This window comes from Lujinxingia vulgaris (genome assembly GCF_007997015.1).
Classification (GTDB): Bacteria; Myxococcota_A; Bradymonadia; order Bradymonadales; family Bradymonadaceae; genus Lujinxingia; species Lujinxingia vulgaris.
Genome location: NZ_VOSM01000001.1, coordinates 403,812 through 420,392, shown reverse-complemented (window position 1 = coordinate 420,392; position 16,581 = coordinate 403,812). Strand labels below are relative to the sequence as shown.

Below are 16,581 nucleotides of genomic sequence, written 5' to 3'. Positions count from 1 at the left end.
AGCTTCTGGTGAGGCGCCTCCATCGAATCACTCACCATGCTCTCAGGCGTGTCTGCGCGTGAATGAATCGCCAGTATTGGCGTGCGACGTCTCCAAAAACCCCTGAACAAAAAACGCCCCGATCCGAAGATCGAGGCGTTTTCAACGTTCAGCTCAGAAGCGACGCCGGGCGTCGCTCCTTATCTGAAAGACCTTACTCGGCGGGAGCCGCTTCGACACCGGCGATCACGGCGGCGTCGGCTTCGAAGGTCATGCCGACCGAGATGGCATCTTTCTCGCCATCGCCATCCACGTCGTGAGCGACGATGACCGGAGCCAGCGCCATGATCCCGCCGCAGTTCTTGGCGATGTCGGCGCAGATGGACTCATCGTCGACGCAACCAGCCAGCTCAACGTCGGTGTACTCGATGCAGGCGTCTTCGGCTTCCATGTCGATGAGCTTCTCAGGACTACCCAGGCACTCACAGGTAGCGGTGACGTCGTTGACGGTGTCCACCAGCTCCTGGAAGAGCACCAGACCACCGAGGCGGCCGTTCTCCAGGGTCACACCGGTCTCCATGGCGCTCTCTTCGGCGACGACGTCGGCCGAGATCACGGCGTTACGCACCGAGAGGGAGAGCTCCAGGCCGAAGAGTTCCAGCACGATCACCACGGTGCCCGGGCCGGCTTCGACCACCGAAACACCGCCATCATCGATGATGGTCGCGTTGGGCAGGAGCGCCTGCGGAGCGACGCCGCTATCGAAGCTCGCCGGATCGATGAGCTCACCGTCGACGGTGGACTCGGCGCCGAGCAGGAAGTTGACGTCGAACTCCTGACCGACTTCCAGAGCTTCCAGACCGTCATGCTCAAGGATCAGGCTGAGGCTATCGTCAGCAATGGCATCGGTCAGCGACTGGTTGGCCATCGAGGCCGCAAGCGAGAGGCTGTTGTCTTCCAGGCCGTCGCCATCGAGGTCGAAACAGCAGTCAGCGCCGGCGATCTGCAGGGCGCTGATCTTGGAGGCGGTGCCGAACTCGAAGGTCTCCGCATCTTCGGCGCAGCGCTCCGAGGCGCCTTCTTCACCACAGCGCGCGGGCGGGGGGACCAGGTCGATGGGGTCGGCTGGCTCGGGCTCAACATCGGCGGCGTCACCGGCATCTTCCTCGCCACCGTCGTTCTCATCACCACCGGAATCTTCTTCGTCGCCGGCGTCGGTCTCAACGTCGGTCTCACCGGTGTCGTCTCCCCCACACGCGGTCAGGGTGGTGGTCGCCATACCGGCGCTCATAAGAAGGACCATCAAAAGTTTCAGGGTGTCGTTCAGCTTCATCTACTGCCTCCGGGGGGGTGTCCTCTCGCCAGATCTCTCCAAAAGAGATCATGGCCGGGGTGTTACCATGGCTGAAATCAGGGCCAGCCTCGTCATTGATGCGAAACATCGGTGCGGACGCTAACAAAAGAGAGGATCGAGGGTCAAGTTTCTCCTTTGCATCTCTTGACAGTGCGCGCGCCGTGCCAATGCCCCGAAGAGAGCGAGTCACGAGGTAGTCGCTCGCGCGGGGTGGACAGGGCTCGCTCTCGCGCTACAATCACGGGCCGCACGGATGTCTGTAGAGCCCGCTGCGCCCACCTTTTCCTGTACACGCGAGTAGACTTGTGCCTCGACGCCTTCTGTTTTGCCTGACGCTGACTTCGGTCGCGCTCGCCAGCACGCTGAGCTTTGCCCAGACGCCGCTCGCTGATGGCGAGTCGTACTCCCCGAAGATGGCACCGCTGAGTGAGCTTCTGGTGACCACGCAGTTTACGCGCTCCCCATTGAACTTCCCCTGGGAGCGCATCTCCGCGCGGGAAGTTGGGCGCGAGGGTCGCATCGACTTTGAGCATATCTACGACATTCCGTTCAGCGAGGTGCGCACCTTTGTGGAGAGCGCGTATCTGCAACGGACCGAGTTTGTAGAGGTCGACCCTGGCGCGGTGCCGCATACCGAAGTGAAGCAACTTCGTGTGATCGGCATGGAGCTTGGTCAGACCTACGCGCGGCTCAACCTGGGCCACCCCGATGTGGCGCCGCAGTTTTCGGTGGAGTTGGAGGCCGACGGACGCCACACCCGGGTGCTGATCCGCAACAACACCTCCAACCCCTTCTACAGCGGGTTTACGCCGGCGCGAGCGCCTTTTGAGCCGGCCGGCGCAGCGCCCATTAACTTCCGCTGGAACTAAGGGAGAGACGCCGGCTGCGCTGCGGCCTGGCCTTCTCCTACGAGCGAGCTCCGAGTTGTTAAAGTCCATCGCCCGCGCCGTGGTGCGCAAGGTCATTGACCGCGCCGCCGATCTTGTGCCGCCCATGCTTGACCCCCGCCTGAGGAGCCAGCGCATGAACCTGCCCGCCATCGATCGCGCCGCGCACGTTCTTAAAGGCAAACCCCGCGTGCTGGTGTGCGTGGGAAGCGGCCTCTCTGCGGAGAGTGGCGTTCCGACCTTCCGCGGGCCGGGCGGCATCTACAGCGACGAGGAGATCGCGCACCTGACCCACGTCGACACCTTTGAGACGGACCGAGAGCACATGCTCCGCTGGTATCAGGAGCGGCGCGAGCAGCTGCACAGCATCCACCCCAACCCGGGGCATGAGGCGCTCATCGGTCTGGCGCAGACCGGCGACTACACCGTCTCCACACAGAACGTCGACCACCTGCTCGAAGCGGCCAGCGACGCGGCGGGCTTTCGCCCGAGCATCTACCATCTGCACGGCTCACTGCTCAGCGTGCGCTGCCACGTGTGCGACTACGAGGTGGAGGATCTTCACCTCGACCTTGGCGAGCAGCCCGGCTGCCCGAAGTGCGGCGGACCGCTGCGCCCGGGGGTGGTGTGGTTCGGGGAGACCCTTCCCGAAGACGCACTGGAGAAGAGCATGGAGGTGGCGCGCAACGCCGAGGTCTGCCTGATCCTCGGCACCAGCGGACTTGTCTATCCGGCCGCCGCGCTGCCCGAGACCGCCCGCCGCCACGGCGCCACCCTCATTGAGGTGAACCCTCATTTGAGCGCCCTCTCCGACATCAGCGATATCGTCATCCGCGGGAGGACCGGCGAGGTGCTGCCGGTGCTGCTGCGCCGGGTGCAGGATCTTAACCGGGGTTGAGCGCGTGCCACTGGGGCCCGCCCAGGGCTGCAAAGCCAAAGGCGAGCTCTGCTGCCACGAGCTCCCAGAAGAGCTGTCCGCCCAGCCCCGACCACCACACCCAGTCGGTGGAGCGCTCCACCTCCACGGTGAGCACGCCCAGCGCGCGATCGGCGTAGAGCACCGGAAAGGCCAGCGTGGCGTACGCGCTGCTTCGCGCGGGCTTGTAGTAGTCGCTGAGCCTGCTCCAGCGTGAGCGCTCGTCGATCGTCGACCAGGCCGGGCTGCGCGCGTCGAGCAGCGCCCCGCTCTCCTCATCGATAAAAAGTTCGTTTTTAAAGCGCAGGTTGTCGCCGCTGCCGTGTCCGCCGGCCAGCGTGATCGCCCGGCCCAGCCGAACAGCAAGCGCGGAGATCCCCGAGTCGGCCCGCTGCTCCACGGCCACATCGACCGGGATCTCCAGCTGATCAAAACGCGTCCAGCCATGGGGGTGCGCGTAGCGCAACCAACGCTCGCCAGCGCGATCGACCACGTAGGCGATGGCCACCGAGGGCACCTCGACCTGCCGGGCGATAAGCTCTGTGACCTGCGCGATGTACGCGTTGACGACCTCCTCGCCAGTCTCACCGGAGCGGATCGCATCCTCGGCGATGTGGCGTATCTGCTGGACGATCCGCAGTTTGCTTGCAGCGAGCACATAGATGGAGGAGTGGCGAAGCACCCGGGCCAACTGTGCGGCGATCTCGGTGATCAACGCCAGGGCGTGGGGCGCCGGCGCCTGCGGCTGCGCAAAGTTAAAGGCCACAAATCCCAGCAGCTCCGGCGAGCCCTGGGTGTGGCTGATCATGGGCACCATCCAGCAGGCTCGCGCCACCGGGCGATCCTTTAAGGTATGCCACGCATCCAGCGCTTGTTCGGGTGCCTCGCGGTGTGTCCAGGGTGAAAGATCACCCCCCACACCGCCCTCGTGCTCACGGCGCTCAAAGACGTGGCAGCAGGCCTCGGGCCTTGCGAGCTGCCTGACGAGCGCCTCGCTTAGCAGCGAGGCGGGCGCGCCCTCCTCCACGTTGAGGACCATGCCGACCAGGCGTCGCGCGCCCTCGCGGCACGCGTCGTTTGCCGAGGTCTCATCGTCGGACGCCTGAGCCGGATCGCCGTCGAAAAAGAGGCGCTCGGCCAGGACATCGACCGTAGCGGTGGGTTTGAGGCCCTGACCAAGATCCAGCGGTTGCCGGCTGAGCAGGATCGAGGCGGAGTGATCGCAGCCCAGCCACTCCGAAAAGCTGCTCATCAGCTGGTAGAGCTGCGCCTTAACCGCAAGGTCGCTGCGCTCTTCAAAGAAGAGGCGCACCCCATTTCGACGGCACGAGCGCAGCGCCTCGGCGACCATCGCGGGAAGATCCTCAAAAGCCAGGTCGGGCACCACGCGGTCGGCGCGCACCAGCACAAAGCCCAGGATCACCTCCTCGCCCTCCTGCGTGCCCTCGGTGACAGGCATCAGGCGATGCTCGGCCGACTTCCACACCAGGCGCGGGTTGCCGTAGCGCCAGGTCTGCAAAAGTTCGTGAAAGTCCCAGACCACCTCGTCGCTGGGCTGGCAGGAGTCCTGCCGCACCGCATAGGCGCCAAGGCTCACCGAGGAGTGCTCAAAGCCCGGGCAGACCAACACCTCCTCGATGTTGAAGTAGCGCAGCCAGACATTGAGCATGCTCTGCAGATGAAACGCGATGACCTCCCTGGTCTGCTCCGAGATCTGAAATCGTCCGGCGGCGCAGATTGCGTCATCATGAGTCATAGAGACATCCTGAAAGCGAGGAGGATTGGCCAGCAGGCCGCGCCTGCTCTAAGGTCGACACGCTTGATGCGCCCGCCCGCTGTAGCAAAGAAGATCGGGAGACCCCACGTGAAGCAACATCGCAATAAGGTATCACGCGCCGCGGCGCTGGCACGAGTGCTTTTGGCCACGGCGCTGGGAGTTTCGCTGCAGCTGGGTGCGGCTCCCGTGGCGCAGGCCCAGTCCGTAAGCACACAGGTGTGGGTGCTGCCCACCGGCGGCACCCGGGTGCTGTGGAGCTACCAGGTGCAGGCCTCCCCCGAGAGCGCCCAGATCACCCGACGCGCCGACAACCCGATCAACCTCGAAGATGGGAGCCTGGCCAGCTACACCGCCGCGCTGAAGATGCCCGGCGGCCATCTTCTGCTGGGCGACGGTGCGGGGCGAGGCGCGGTGCGCTTTGATGCGCGCGGCGACGAGGTTGAGTCGCTGAGCCCCCCGGGCCAGTGGGTCAGCTCACCGGGGCTCTCGGTGGTGTCGCTGCTCGACGATAACACCCCCGGCGAGCTTTTGATGGGGGATAACTCGGTGGGTCGTGCACATGTCTATGACACGGTGGAGGGGCGCTACATCTGGTCGACGCCCCTGGGGCTTTCCAACGCCTCGGCCCGGGTCGCGGCCACGGCGGTGCTTCCCGGGGAGCGCTTTGCGCTTGCGGTAAACTGGCCGGCCGCCGAGCTTTCGGGGCTGCTTATTTTTGATCGCGACGATCGCAACACGCCGGCTTTGACGCTGCTCTCGGCCGAGCACCCCGACCGGTCGGATAGCCGCGTGGTGCCTGAACTTTCCCTTCTTCGCGACATGATGGCGCTCCCCTCCGGAGAGCTTCTCGTAGCGACATCCAGCGCGATCCTGAGGTTGAGCGCCGAGGGTGAGGTGATGTGGCAGGCGCCGCTGGCCGATGCGGGCGTGGGCGGAGAGTTTCTGGCGTTGAGCTTTCTCTCCGAGCGCTTTGCCATCGTCTCCACGTACCAGCCCGGGCTGTGGACTTCGCCGCACCCGAACCATCGGCTGCTGGTCTACGATACTGCCGGGGATACAACGCCCCTCTCGGTGAGCTCGCCGCTGGACGGCGCGCCGCTGGCCATCGAGCTTGCGACAGGCCACGGCGCGACGCGCACCTTCGGCTATGAGGCCGCTCGCGGAGATGCAACGCTCAGCGACTTGAGCGCGCTGGCGGTCTACGACGATCTGACACTTGCCAGCGACGCGGTGCCCCCCGGCGCTCCGCTGGGGCTCAGCCTGGGGGTGCGTAACGAGGCCGAGGCGGCGACCTTCGTGCGCGCCTTTGAACTTCTCGCAGCTCCCGGGACCTGCGCAAGCACCGAGGGATGGAGCGCCGAGCGCTGGCAGGAGGAGGTGCGCCTGTGGATGTACCTGGAGCCCACCCTGCAACCTCAGCAGGAGCTTCTGCTCAGCGGGGAAGCCAACACCGCCCCCCTTTTTATCGGGCCGTGGTGCGCGCAGATGGTGGCGGAGAATGTCCGTGGTCAGGCCCGGCTCATCGGGAGCGCGGCCCCCTTTTCAATCACCGCCGGTGAAGACGCCGACACCATCGAAGTCGAGTCGCTGGGCCGTTTTGAGCCCGGTCAGGCCGACCCCGGCCCCGACCCGGAGGCGCCGCCCCTGACCCCAAACACAGAGGGCGGAGGCTGCAGCAGCGGCCCGGGCGCACCCTCCCACCCAGGGGGGTTCGCGATGGCTGCGCTCGCGATTCTCATCGGGCAGCGCCGGCGCCGCAACTAGCGCCGGCGATGAAAGCGCCGCTCGGCGTCGCGCGCCACGCTCAGCTCCCAGCGCTGTGCGTCTTCGGCGTGCCGGGCGCGAACTTCCGGCTCCCAGCGCTGCGCGCCATCCTCGTCTTCGGCGCGCCCCTGATATTCTGCGACGACACGCACCCCTACCCCGCGTCCCACCGGCACCACGCGTGCCACCAGACGACGCCGCCGATGCTCGCTGAGGTCTTCGTAGTGGCTCACCACCAGGAGCTGCTCCCGGGAGCTGACGTCAACCCCTGGGCTGTTGGCCTCCACGCTCTCTTTGAGCGCCTCAAAGAGCACCTCGGCCGCCGAGAGCTTTTGGGAGGCGTCCGCAGCGGACTCGGCGGAGGAGGTGGATGCCTGCCCCGCGGCGCACCCCACCGTCAGCGCCAGCATCGTCGCCAGGGCGACCAGGGGCCATCTTGCCCCCCGATTCAATAGGCGATACCGTCGTGCGCGTTGATGACCTGCTGGCGTCGCCCTAATCTGGGGCGACGACGTGTTCTGAACCCGATGATTCTGGAGTCTCATTGATGCCTTCTCAACGTTTGCGCGCTCTACTGATCGGCGGTGCGTTTTTGATGTGCGCGCCGGGCTGCTCTTCGTCCAACGCCGCAAAAAGCGACGAGCTTCCCACCGAGGAGCGCGTCGAGGCGCCCTCGATCTCGGTCCAGGAGCTGGTCCTTCGCGGCAATGAGGCCCTGGACGCTCGCCAGTGGGATGAGGCGATCGCGGCCTACGATGAGGCGCTGGCCGTCGATCAGCAGCGCTGGGATGTGCACATGAACCGCGCCATCGCCCTGACCTTTGCGCTGCGCTACGACGACGCCATCGCCGCCATTGGCGACGCGCTGGCCGCCGGCGGCCAGGACGAGCCGCAGGTGTACTTCAACCTGGGCAACATTTACCAGGAGCGCGGCCTCTACCAGAACGCGGTGACGGCCTACCGGGCCTCGATGGCCGTCGACGGCGACCGGCTCGATGTGGACACCCTGCTCAACATCGGGGCGGCCTACATGTTCTTGCGCGCCTACCCGCAGTCGCGCCAGGCCCTGGAGAAGGCTGCGGAGCTCGCGCCCGACGACCCGCGCCCCGTGCACAGCCTGGGGATTCTGGCCTTCAGCGAAGAGAAACCCGACGAGGCGCTAGAGCATTATAACGAGGTTCGCGCACTCGATCCGAACTACGCGCCGGCCTACTTCAATCAGGGCTTTATTCTGGCGACCCTGGGAGAGAACGAGGAGGCCGCGCGCGCGTTTGAGCGCTACCTGGAGCTCGCCCCGGAGGGCCCCTACGCCACCCGGGCACGCAACCAGGCCAACCGCCTGCGGCGGCGCTGAAGAAGACACGACAGGGGATTTGCAGGCCCCTGGAGCCCATCGGGCTCCGGGGGCTTTTTTGTGTGCCCCTGCGATATGCGCCCGCATTTTCAAGGGTTGCGCCCACCTTCTTCCAGGTCGGTCCGGGCACCGGTCGTCGGTGAGCCCCGGTTCCAGCCTCATCGGAAAAATGAACCACGTCTACCCTCACTGTAATAATAAACATGATTTGGCGACACTGTAATTATACACAAATTGCACATATGGCATAAATTTAACCTTAAAAAATAACATCAAAACCCGCTTGACCACATACAAAGCGTTAACATTATACTCCTCGTATCGTGATGCTGTGGGCGTGGACATCTAAGGACGGATGAACATTACCCATCGCGGGCCGTGGCAGCGGCCGAAGTCGCTCACCAGGGAGGTGGAGCGAAGCGTCATAACGTACATCTTTGTTGTTTGAGGGAGGATTAGTATGGCAACGGGTTCTGTGAAATGGTTCAACAACGCCAAAGGTTTCGGATTCATCACTCAGGGAGGAGAAGACGACATCTTCGTCCACTACAGCCAGATTGAGGGCGAGGGCTTTAAGACCTTGAAGCAGGGCGAGGTCGTGGAGTTTGAACTTCGGCGTGGACCCAAGGGCTTGCATGCGGCGCGGGTGCTGCGCAGCCACGAGCACGACTACTCGATGTGAGACGGCTGAAGGCTGACGCGAGGTCAGCCTGAGAGCACATACAGAGCGCGGGCAGCCAGGGGTGCTGCCCGCGCTCTTTTGCGTCCGGGCTCCACTGCGTCCAGGCACCGCGCCCTGACCGGCCCCATCCCTTAAAGGTGCTAGCCAGAACTCCAGGAGCAACCCCATCTCGCAATAAAAAGCCCCACCCGTTGACCCGGGTGGGGCTTTTCGACTCTGCGTGAAGAGATTGAGGAGCGCTCAGGCGTTGATCTCCACGCGCATCAGCTCGCTTCCCAGAAAGACATAATCGCCATGCGCGAGCTCCGCCTCACCGCTGACCGGGGCGTACGTGCCATTCTTGGAGCCGAGGTCTTCCAGCCAGGCCTGCCCTTCTCGCCAGCTGACGCGGGCGTGACTTTTGGAGATATGCCGGTCATCGGGGAAGATCACGTCGGTGCCTTCCCGGCCGATTGTCAGGGAGTTCTCGGCGTTGCAGTAGGCCGCCCCGGGGCGGCCGCCATCGACCACGTGTACGATGCGGAAGGTATAAGGCCGCGGCGGGCTGACGTACATCAGCGTGTCTTCGCGCATGGGGTACTCGCTCTTGAGATCGAGCAGCTCCAGGCGAAAGCGCTGCTGCCCGACCAGAAACTCCTCGCCATCGGCAAGCGCCCGGGGCTCCTTGATGCGCTTGAAGGTGCCGTTGAGGCTGCCCTCGTCGCGCAGGTAGAGCTTGTTGGCCTTATAAAAGAAGCTGGCGTGCTTCTCGGAGAGAAAGGGATCATCGGGAAAAAGAATCACCCCGTTGGAGCGGCCGGCCACATGGGTGGTGGAGTTGAGGTGGTAGCTCAAGCCCTCCAGCCCCTGACCGCTGATCAGGATGATCTTGGCGCGCCCGGGGGCCTGCATCGCGCCGAAGAAGAGCGTCTCATTGGCCTGCTGGCGGCCGTCTTCATTGTAGCTGGCGCCGCAACGACCACAGTAGAAGTGCTCTTCGGGGACAACAGCTTTGCAGTTGGCGCATAGGCGGGCGCTGGACATGCTCAAAACCTCCACAGACGCCGCGCTCCCCACAGCGGGGCTCACGGCTAGTCGACATCATCGGATCAGCGGTGCGAAGCGTAAGAGGTGGGGGCTAAAGGATCAAGAGCCACGGGGCGCATCGCCTGGCGTGTCCGTGCGCTCCAGCGCGTAGCGAGCCTCGCGAAGCGCGCGGCGCACCGCCGGGGTGGCGCCGGCCTCAAGCTCACGCATGGTATCCAGAGCGTCGACGGCTCCCAGGGCCGCCAGCGCGTGGGCGGCGGCGATCACCTCGCCGGGGGCCTGCGCGTTGAGGCGATCGCGTACCGTGGCGACCAGCTCGGCGGTGTCTGGGGCGTGGCGTGCCACGACCTGAAGTGCTTGCAGCCGGAGCTCGGCGTCCGGGCTTTGCAGATGAGGGCTGAGCCAGCGCGCGAAACGCTCGTCGCCTTCGACAGACGACTTCGGCGCAAGAGCGGCCATCGCGAGCAGCGCCTGCGCGTCTGTCAGAACATCGCGTTCGGCAGCGTCGACCAGCGCCCCAAGCTCGATCGCGTCGATGTAGGCTCCCCACAGGAGCGCGGCGGCGCTGCCCTCGGGAAGTTCGCCTTCGTCGCGGATGTCAGCGGCCAGGTGCCGCATCGGCGCAAAGGTGCCCAGCGCTGCGGAGCGCTCCTGCGCGACGTCGCCCAGCAGGTCCGTCGCGAGACGCTCCCAGCGGGCAACATCTTGCCCCAACACCCGAAGTAGTCCCTCACGCACCTGTGCGGAGGTAGACGACGCCTGCGCAACGCCCCGGGTCAACGAGGGTGTTTGCGCGACCAGAAGATCAGAGATGCGCCACGCGTTGCGTCGCCAGTCAAAGGCCTGCGATTCATCCTGCCACAGCTGCGCAAGCGTGGGCTGGGTTCGCGCTCCGCCCAGGGCCACGCGAAGCCCCGCCTCAGCAGCGGCCACGCCGGCACGTTCGCCCTCCGTGTACCGGCTCCACAACGCCTCGATGGCCTCGGGCGACGCGATCGCCCCCAACACCTCTGCCGCATCGCGACTATGGGGGCTGGATGCGTCGCGCATCAGCGCGATCAGAGCATCCGGACTCGTATCCTCAAAGACGCGTGCGGCTGCCGCCATGACATGACGGGAGCTACGCGAGGAACCCGTCGCGCTGATCGCTTCCAACCGCTCGGCGATAATCGATTGCGCCCTCGCCCCCCCCAGACGTCCCAGCGAGGCCAGCGCGAGAAGTTCATCGTCGCTCTGTCCGCCCCCCTGCCCTACCACCTCACGCAGGGTGTCGATCGTGGCGCGCTGTGAGGGCATAAAACCCAACGCCCAGAGCGCGCTCTGACGCACAGTAGGATCGGTATCTGCGGCCGCATCGACCAGCGGCCCCACGAGACGAGCGTCGCTGAGACGAGCTGCGGCCACGATCGCTGCGACGCGGGTGGCTTCACCACGATCGGCGACCATCCGCGTGAGCATCGGCACGGCAAGCTCCACCTCCATCTCGGCGATAAGACGCAGCGCGCGTGCGCGCTGGCCCACATCGTCGCGTTGCAACATATCGAGCAGAAGCGACGCCGCGCGCCCTCCCAGATCTCGAAGCTCCGCAGTGGCGCGCGCCCGGGCGGCGTCATCACCATGGTGCGCAGCGACCAGCATCGGGCTGCTCAGACGACTGTAAAGCTGCAGCAGCAGTCGGCCGTGGGCTTCGCGAACCGGCAAACGAAACGCCAGCGGATACCAGCGGGCCTCCAGCGCTTCGAGGCGCCCGGTGCGTGCGGCGCGGCGCAACAACTCCTCACCGGCCTCCATGATCATGGCGTCTTCGGTCGCGTCGCGCACCACCTCCCACAACGCATCCTCCCCCTCGGCCGCGCGTCCCAACGCAAACAACGCTCGCCCCAGGGCCAGACGAAGATCGTAGGCTTGAGGATCGATCTCGGTGGCCGCCCGGTAATGACGCACGGCCTCCTCCAACGCCCCGGCCTCTTCGTAGATGCCGGCCACGCGAGCCTGGGCGCGCGCATCGTCGGGATTGACCTCCAGCGAGCGCACGGCAAAGTCCACCGCCTGAGCCTCCGACGAACCTTCCAACGCGTACTCCGACATTCTCGCCAGAAGATCGCCGGCGAGCTCCGGACGCAGCTCGGTGAGTCGCTCCAGGGCTTCGATGGCGCGGTCGTAGCGACCGGCCTGGACATGCGCACGCTCCAGCAGGGTGAGCGCACTGACCATCTCGGGATCTTCCGCAGCGAGCGAGTCGATAACCCTCTCAAGTACCTCGGCGCCCTGGTCAAACTCCCGGAATCGCAGGTGCGCCTCGGCCAGAAAGAAGCCCGCCTGCACATCGGACTCGGAGGCCAGCTCGGCGACCCAGGTCTGCATCTGTGCGCGCAGCGTTTGCTGACGGCGGTAGAGTTCCACGATGCGCGAGCGCGCCTCCTGACGCCATTGCTCCTGCTCGGCCTGCGCGTACACCTGGGCCCAGGCTTCGGCGGCCTCCTCCCAACGACGCGCACGCTCCAGCGCGTTGGCCAGCCCGCGCCGCACGCCGACGTTCTCCGGAGCCTCTTCCAGCGCGCGGAGGTACGCGCCCACGCCGAGGTCGGTGAGGCCGCGATCCACCATCACCTCGCCCATGCGCGCGAGTCCCTCAATACGTCCCAACCGCGACTCGGGCAGGCGCTGCCAGGTCTCGATGGCGCGCTGACGCTCGCCACGGGCAAAATAAAACTCGGCCAGCGCGAGGATGACGACCTCGTCCTCCGGATCGAGCCGCTCGACGCGGGCGAAGGTCGCCTCGGCCCGATCTTCCATATCCCATCGTGCGTAATGATCGGCGATCTCAAGGAGCACGTAACTGTCGTCGTTGAAGCGCCGCTCCAGCTCGCGCAACACGTCGAGCGCCTGGTCGCGCTGCCCCATGCGCATGTAATGACGCGCAAGCTCCAGCCCGAAGCCGTGGCGCTGCGGCGCTGCACGCATCAAATCGCGGTACGCCGCCGGAAGATCCTGCTCTCGCCCCATCCTCTCATAGATGCGAATGATCTTCTGACGCGGCTCCTCCGCGCGACGATCGCGAGACGCCGCGCGCCGGTACAGGCTCAACGCATCTTCAAGCTCCCCGGTCTCGGCGTAGACATCGGCCACCAACATCTGCTGGTCGTAGCTGCCGCGTGACCAGGCGCGGCCGTAACGCTCCAGAAAAGCGCCGAGTTCACCGGACTGGCGGTAGATGTCCACCATGCGCGCGCGCATCTCGCCGACCCTCCAGTTGTCGGCGCGCAGCAATCCAATGGCCTGTTGCAGGCTCTCCAACGCGCGATCGTTCTGGCCCATCGACGCAAAGATCTCCGCGCGCTCCGAGAGGAACTCCGCGCGCCGCGCCGTATCGCGCCCGACCATGCCGAGCAGCGCGTCGTACTGCTCAAGCGCCTCCTCCCACTGACGGTATTGCAAAAGCAACGCGGCGAAGTCGCGGCGCACAAACTCGTCGTTGGGAGAGAGCGCGATCCGACGCTTATAAAAGTCGATGCCCCGCTCAAAATCTCGCTGGGAGAAGGAGAGTTCCGCCAGGTTCTGCAGGATCTCTCCGCGTCGGGTGCGGCTGGTCTCCAGCTCCAGCGCGCGCTCAAAGTCAGAAAGCGCGCCGGCCCGCTGGCCCATCATCAAGCGCACCTGGCCGCGGCTCAGCCAGGCATTGGAGCTCTCCACCCCCAGCTCCACAGCGCGCTCGTACACCGCCAGCGCGTCCTCAAAATCCCCGCGCGCCCTCAAAAGATGCCCCAGAACAAGGTGGAGGTTGAGCGACTCGGGCGCTCGCTCCACCCGCTGCCGGTAATGTTCGATCAATCCGTTAAGCCCCGCCCCGCGCCCCACGTGAAAGAGCAGGCTCTGCAGGTGACGATCTTCGGCGGGGTTGGATTCCACCAGCTCCATGTAGCGCTCGACGATGCGCTGCTGCCGCTCATCGCCGCTGGTGACCTCGAAATCCTGCGCAAAGAGCGGAGCCGGCGCCGCCGTCAGCGCCAACGTAGATGCGGCTATCGCCGCCGCCGTGGTAGTCTTGCACCAACGCCCAACCTTGCTCATCTGCCTGCTCCCCTTGGATTTCCGCTCGACCATGGTGCCTCCTCCGTGTGACCCAACCTCATCGCTCGCCATGACCATTCCTCAGCGCCCTTCGTCCGGCGAATCACACTCCAGCTCGACGAAGAAGCGATGCGACCTGAGGTAGTCGCAAATCACCTGCCCCACCTCTTCAAGTCGCTCCCCCACAAAGTAACCTCGCGCCAGCGTCTCTCGCCGCCCCTCTTTTAGCACAACATCGAGCCGCGAAGGCCTGAGGCCTGCCCCGCGCATAAGATGCAGCCGTTCCACATCGCGCATCGGTACCGCGGCCTCCTGCACACTGGCCATCAGACGAACCTGCACCTGCAGCTGGCGCCCCGGACCATCAAAGATCCAGCGCTCGTGCCGAAGCGCACTCACCGAACCCACGATCGCCGCAAAAAGCAGCGCCATCATCGCCAGCGCCACCCAGTAGAGTCCGGCCACCGGCTCGGCCTCGCGGTAACGCCCCAGATAGTCGGGTAAAAGCACCAGCGCCAGCGCCCCCATCACCAGGGGAAACGCCAGCGCGGCTCGCCCCACCGCCGCCCTTGCCTGGCCCAGACGGCTTCGGCCGACCTCCAGGGCGCCCTCCCGCTCGGCTGCCACAATGATGTCTGCCATCTCTCTCCTGAAAACACCGTCAAATACGCGTGGCGAGCCACACGCGACTTAATCATCAAGCCAAATCAGTGTATGACGGGCGGGAATGCCACCGCCCACCGGGTCGGTTGGCCCGCCGGCCTCCCGGCCCCTGTGCGTCGACGCCTTTCTCTCTCGCGACACCTCGTTATGGTCGTCAGCTTACGTCGAAAACAAGTCAACGTCTTGCCCTATCGGCTCGCGTTGTGGAGCCTGGTCGCGCTGATCGCGGCCGTGGTCCTGCTACAACGTAACCCGATGGCCGTCGATGCCGAGCTGATCGCCAGCGAAGGGGTAGAGATCACGCGCGAGGCCCGCGCCGATGTGCTGGTGGTACTGGACTACGACGCCATCCGTCAAAGCGGCCCGGCGTTTAGCCAGCGCGACTTCAGCGCGGCCTGGATCAACCTCGTCGAACAGGAGTTTGGGCCGGTCGCCATCGCCACGCCCCAGACGTTAGCCGCGAGCATGCTCGATGAGGCGAGGGTTATTATTCTGACGTCGAGCGTCTCTGGCGATCTTCCACCGAGCACGCTTGATGCAGTAAGGCGACGGGCCCGCGAAGGCAACCTCATCGTGGTGGAAAGACCCCGCGGAGAGCTTCGCGAGATGTTCTCGGCCAACGGACGCGCCGGCATCCGGCGCGCCCAACGGTTCACCCACGCCGAAGGCCTCACCGAGCCTTACCTCACCCAGCTTCGACAGAGCCCCGTCGCCACCGAGTTCGTCGGCTCAACTTCGCCGCGCGAGGGCGCCCAGACCTTGTTGTCGATCGACGGCGCCCCGGTCATCTACGCCCTGCCCGTGGGTCGAGGTCACGTGGTGACCGTAGACTTCGACTTCGGGGAGCAGCTCGTCTCGCTGCAGCAAGGCCGCCCCGACGAAACGTACCGTGTCCGTCACAAGGGCGCCAAACGCGCGCCCAACACCGCCGACCTTGTCGCCGATCCCAAACTCGTCGGCAGCGACGTGCCCTATGCCGATCTCCTCGAGCGCTACATCGCCCACGGTGTGATCACGCGATTTGCCCCGGTCCCGGCCTTCTGGGCCTTCCCCGGTGACGCTCAGGGCGCGGTGGTCTTCCTCCACGAAGACGCGCGCCTGGGTGATGGCGGCGCCTGGATGCTCGAATACGAAAACAGCCACCGCGCCAGCAGCACTCTGCTGACCACCGTCGACGCCGGATTGAGTAAGGAGGGCGCCGAGGCCATTCACGCACGCGGCGGAGAAATGGGTCTGCTCTGGCGCTTCCCTCACCCCTCCACCGCGACCTATGCGCCGGATGGGTTCGGGGCCTTTCAACCCTTTGAACGACCGGTCTCTATCGAAGAGCAGCTCGCGCAACTCCGAGATGTTCTGCCCGTCAACTACGTGCGTACCGCCCGCTCCATCGAAGGCACCTGGTCCGAGGACTGGAGCTCGCCGCTGACCGCGCTGGCCGAGGCTAACATCCGCATCGACGCGAGCTATACCGTGCCGGGTCAGAGCGGCTACGCCTTTGGCAGCGGACTTCCCTTTCTGGCCATGAGCAATGATGGCGTCCCGCTTGGACTTCGTGAGCTGCCGGTGGTCTTCCCCCCCGACCGCATGGAAGGGCCGGAGTTCGACGCGTTGCTCCAGGCCAGCGCCGAAGGCCATCACCAGGTCGTCAGCGTTCTGACCGACCCGGCCGCCTTCGCCGACTACCCCAACGTCGACGACTTTGAGGCCTGGCTCGCCAAATTCGAGTCCATCCAGACCCACCGACACACCGTCATGAACGCCCTGCGGCTGGACGCCTTTCAGCGCTCCCGACGCGCTGGCTCGATCCGCAGCCGCATCATCGAAGACACCGACCTCCCTGCCCATACCCGGCAGTCTGCCGATCGCCCCCGCCGTGGCACCATCATGCGCCTGAGCGTCGAAGCCAAAGAGCGCAACATGAGTGTGGTGGTCCCGGCCCGCATCGGCGGCAAAGCGTTTATCGGCGCGCGCAGCGGAACGCGCAGGGTCGGCGGGGAGTTGATGTCCAGCGAAGTCGAGACCACCGAGACCTCGCTCATCGGGCTGGAGTTGCAGCAGGTACCGCTCTCGCAGGGCTTTAACACCTTTGAGTTCTACTACGACTGACA

Annotated in this window: 12 protein-coding genes; 6 read left to right on the top strand and 6 right to left on the bottom strand. The window is 65.4% G+C overall.

The window, feature by feature from the left end:
- Nucleotides 1-193 precede the first annotated feature (193 nt).
- On the bottom strand, nt 194-1,312 hold the full coding sequence (locus FRC98_RS01665; protein ID WP_146979569.1) for a hypothetical protein: 1,119 nt from the start codon (nt 1,310-1,312) through the stop codon (nt 194-196).
- A gap of 326 nt (nt 1,313-1,638) precedes the next feature.
- On the opposite strand from FRC98_RS01665, the gene FRC98_RS01660 reads away from it, so the two are divergent.
- Both FRC98_RS01660 and FRC98_RS01655 read left to right on the top strand, forming a co-directional pair.
- Entirely contained in the window at nt 1,639-2,202 is a 564-nt protein-coding gene (locus tag FRC98_RS01660) for a hypothetical protein (RefSeq protein WP_146979568.1), read from the top strand.
- A gap of 55 nt (nt 2,203-2,257) precedes the next feature.
- On the top strand, nt 2,258-3,118 hold the full coding sequence (locus FRC98_RS01655) for an SIR2 family NAD-dependent protein deacylase (RefSeq protein ID WP_146979567.1): 861 nt from the start codon (nt 2,258-2,260) through the stop codon (nt 3,116-3,118).
- Here FRC98_RS01655 and FRC98_RS01650 read toward each other — a convergent pair.
- Entirely contained in the window at nt 3,105-4,892 is a 1,788-nt protein-coding gene (locus FRC98_RS01650; protein ID WP_146979566.1) for a hypothetical protein, read from the bottom strand. The two genes, FRC98_RS01655 and FRC98_RS01650, sit on opposite strands and share 14 nt — an antisense overlap.
- A 108-nt stretch (nt 4,893-5,000) precedes the next feature.
- Between FRC98_RS01650 and FRC98_RS01645 the strand changes: the two genes are divergently transcribed.
- The gene (locus tag FRC98_RS01645; protein ID WP_146979565.1) at nt 5,001-6,677 is read left to right on the top strand and encodes an MYXO-CTERM sorting domain-containing protein; all 1,677 of its coding nucleotides are present in this window, start codon (nt 5,001-5,003) and stop codon (nt 6,675-6,677) included.
- Here the strand turns inward: FRC98_RS01645 and FRC98_RS01640 are convergent.
- On the bottom strand, nt 6,674-7,087 hold the full coding sequence (locus tag FRC98_RS01640) for a hypothetical protein (RefSeq protein ID WP_146979564.1): 414 nt from the start codon (nt 7,085-7,087) through the stop codon (nt 6,674-6,676). The genes FRC98_RS01645 and FRC98_RS01640 overlap by 4 nt on opposite strands.
- Nucleotides 7,088-7,224: 137 nt before the next feature.
- Here FRC98_RS01640 and FRC98_RS01635 point away from each other — a divergent pair, with 137 nt between their 5' ends.
- On the top strand, nt 7,225-8,031 hold the full coding sequence (locus tag FRC98_RS01635; RefSeq protein WP_146979563.1) for a tetratricopeptide repeat protein: 807 nt from the start codon (nt 7,225-7,227) through the stop codon (nt 8,029-8,031).
- Nucleotides 8,032-8,491: 460 nt separating this feature from the next.
- On the top strand, nt 8,492-8,713 hold the full coding sequence (locus tag FRC98_RS01630) for a cold-shock protein (protein ID WP_115603245.1): 222 nt from the start codon (nt 8,492-8,494) through the stop codon (nt 8,711-8,713).
- Nucleotides 8,714-8,953: 240 nt separating this feature from the next.
- Here FRC98_RS01630 and FRC98_RS01625 read toward each other — a convergent pair whose 3' ends face one another.
- The 3 genes from FRC98_RS01625 to FRC98_RS01615 all read right to left on the bottom strand — a co-directional run bounded on the left by FRC98_RS01625 (nt 8,954) and on the right by FRC98_RS01615 (nt 14,452).
- Nucleotides 8,954-9,736, bottom strand: coding sequence for a double zinc ribbon and FHA domain-containing protein (locus FRC98_RS01625; protein WP_146979562.1), 783 nt, complete (start codon nt 9,734-9,736; stop codon nt 8,954-8,956).
- A gap of 102 nt (nt 9,737-9,838) precedes the next feature.
- On the bottom strand, nt 9,839-13,810 hold the full coding sequence (locus FRC98_RS01620) for a tetratricopeptide repeat protein (protein WP_230467168.1): 3,972 nt from the start codon (nt 13,808-13,810) through the stop codon (nt 9,839-9,841).
- An 81-nt stretch (nt 13,811-13,891) separates the two neighbouring features.
- Nucleotides 13,892-14,452, bottom strand: coding sequence for a hypothetical protein (locus FRC98_RS01615; protein ID WP_146979560.1), 561 nt, complete (start codon nt 14,450-14,452; stop codon nt 13,892-13,894).
- A gap of 204 nt (nt 14,453-14,656) precedes the next feature.
- On the opposite strand from FRC98_RS01615, the gene FRC98_RS01610 reads away from it, so the two are divergent.
- On the top strand, nt 14,657-16,579 hold the full coding sequence (locus FRC98_RS01610) for a hypothetical protein (RefSeq protein ID WP_146979559.1): 1,923 nt from the start codon (nt 14,657-14,659) through the stop codon (nt 16,577-16,579).
- Nucleotides 16,580-16,581: the final 2 nt, after the last annotated feature.

Coding starts and splice junctions, on each gene's coding strand:
- FRC98_RS01665 (WP_146979569.1), bottom strand. CDS start 1,312: ATGAAGCTGAACGACACCCTGAAACTTTTGATGGTCCTTCTTATGAGC.
- FRC98_RS01650 (WP_146979566.1), bottom strand. CDS start 4,892: ATGACTCATGATGACGCAATCTGCGCCGCCGGACGATTTCAGATCTCG.
- FRC98_RS01640 (WP_146979564.1), bottom strand. CDS start 7,087: ATGCTGGCGCTGACGGTGGGGTGCGCCGCGGGGCAGGCATCCACCTCC.
- FRC98_RS01635 (WP_146979563.1), top strand. CDS start 7,225: ATGCCTTCTCAACGTTTGCGCGCTCTACTGATCGGCGGTGCGTTTTTG.
- FRC98_RS01630 (WP_115603245.1), top strand. CDS start 8,492: ATGGCAACGGGTTCTGTGAAATGGTTCAACAACGCCAAAGGTTTCGGA.
- FRC98_RS01625 (WP_146979562.1), bottom strand. CDS start 9,736: ATGTCCAGCGCCCGCCTATGCGCCAACTGCAAAGCTGTTGTCCCCGAA.
- FRC98_RS01620 (WP_230467168.1), bottom strand. CDS start 13,810: ATGAGCAAGGTTGGGCGTTGGTGCAAGACTACCACGGCGGCGGCGATA.
- FRC98_RS01615 (WP_146979560.1), bottom strand. CDS start 14,452: ATGGCAGACATCATTGTGGCAGCCGAGCGGGAGGGCGCCCTGGAGGTC.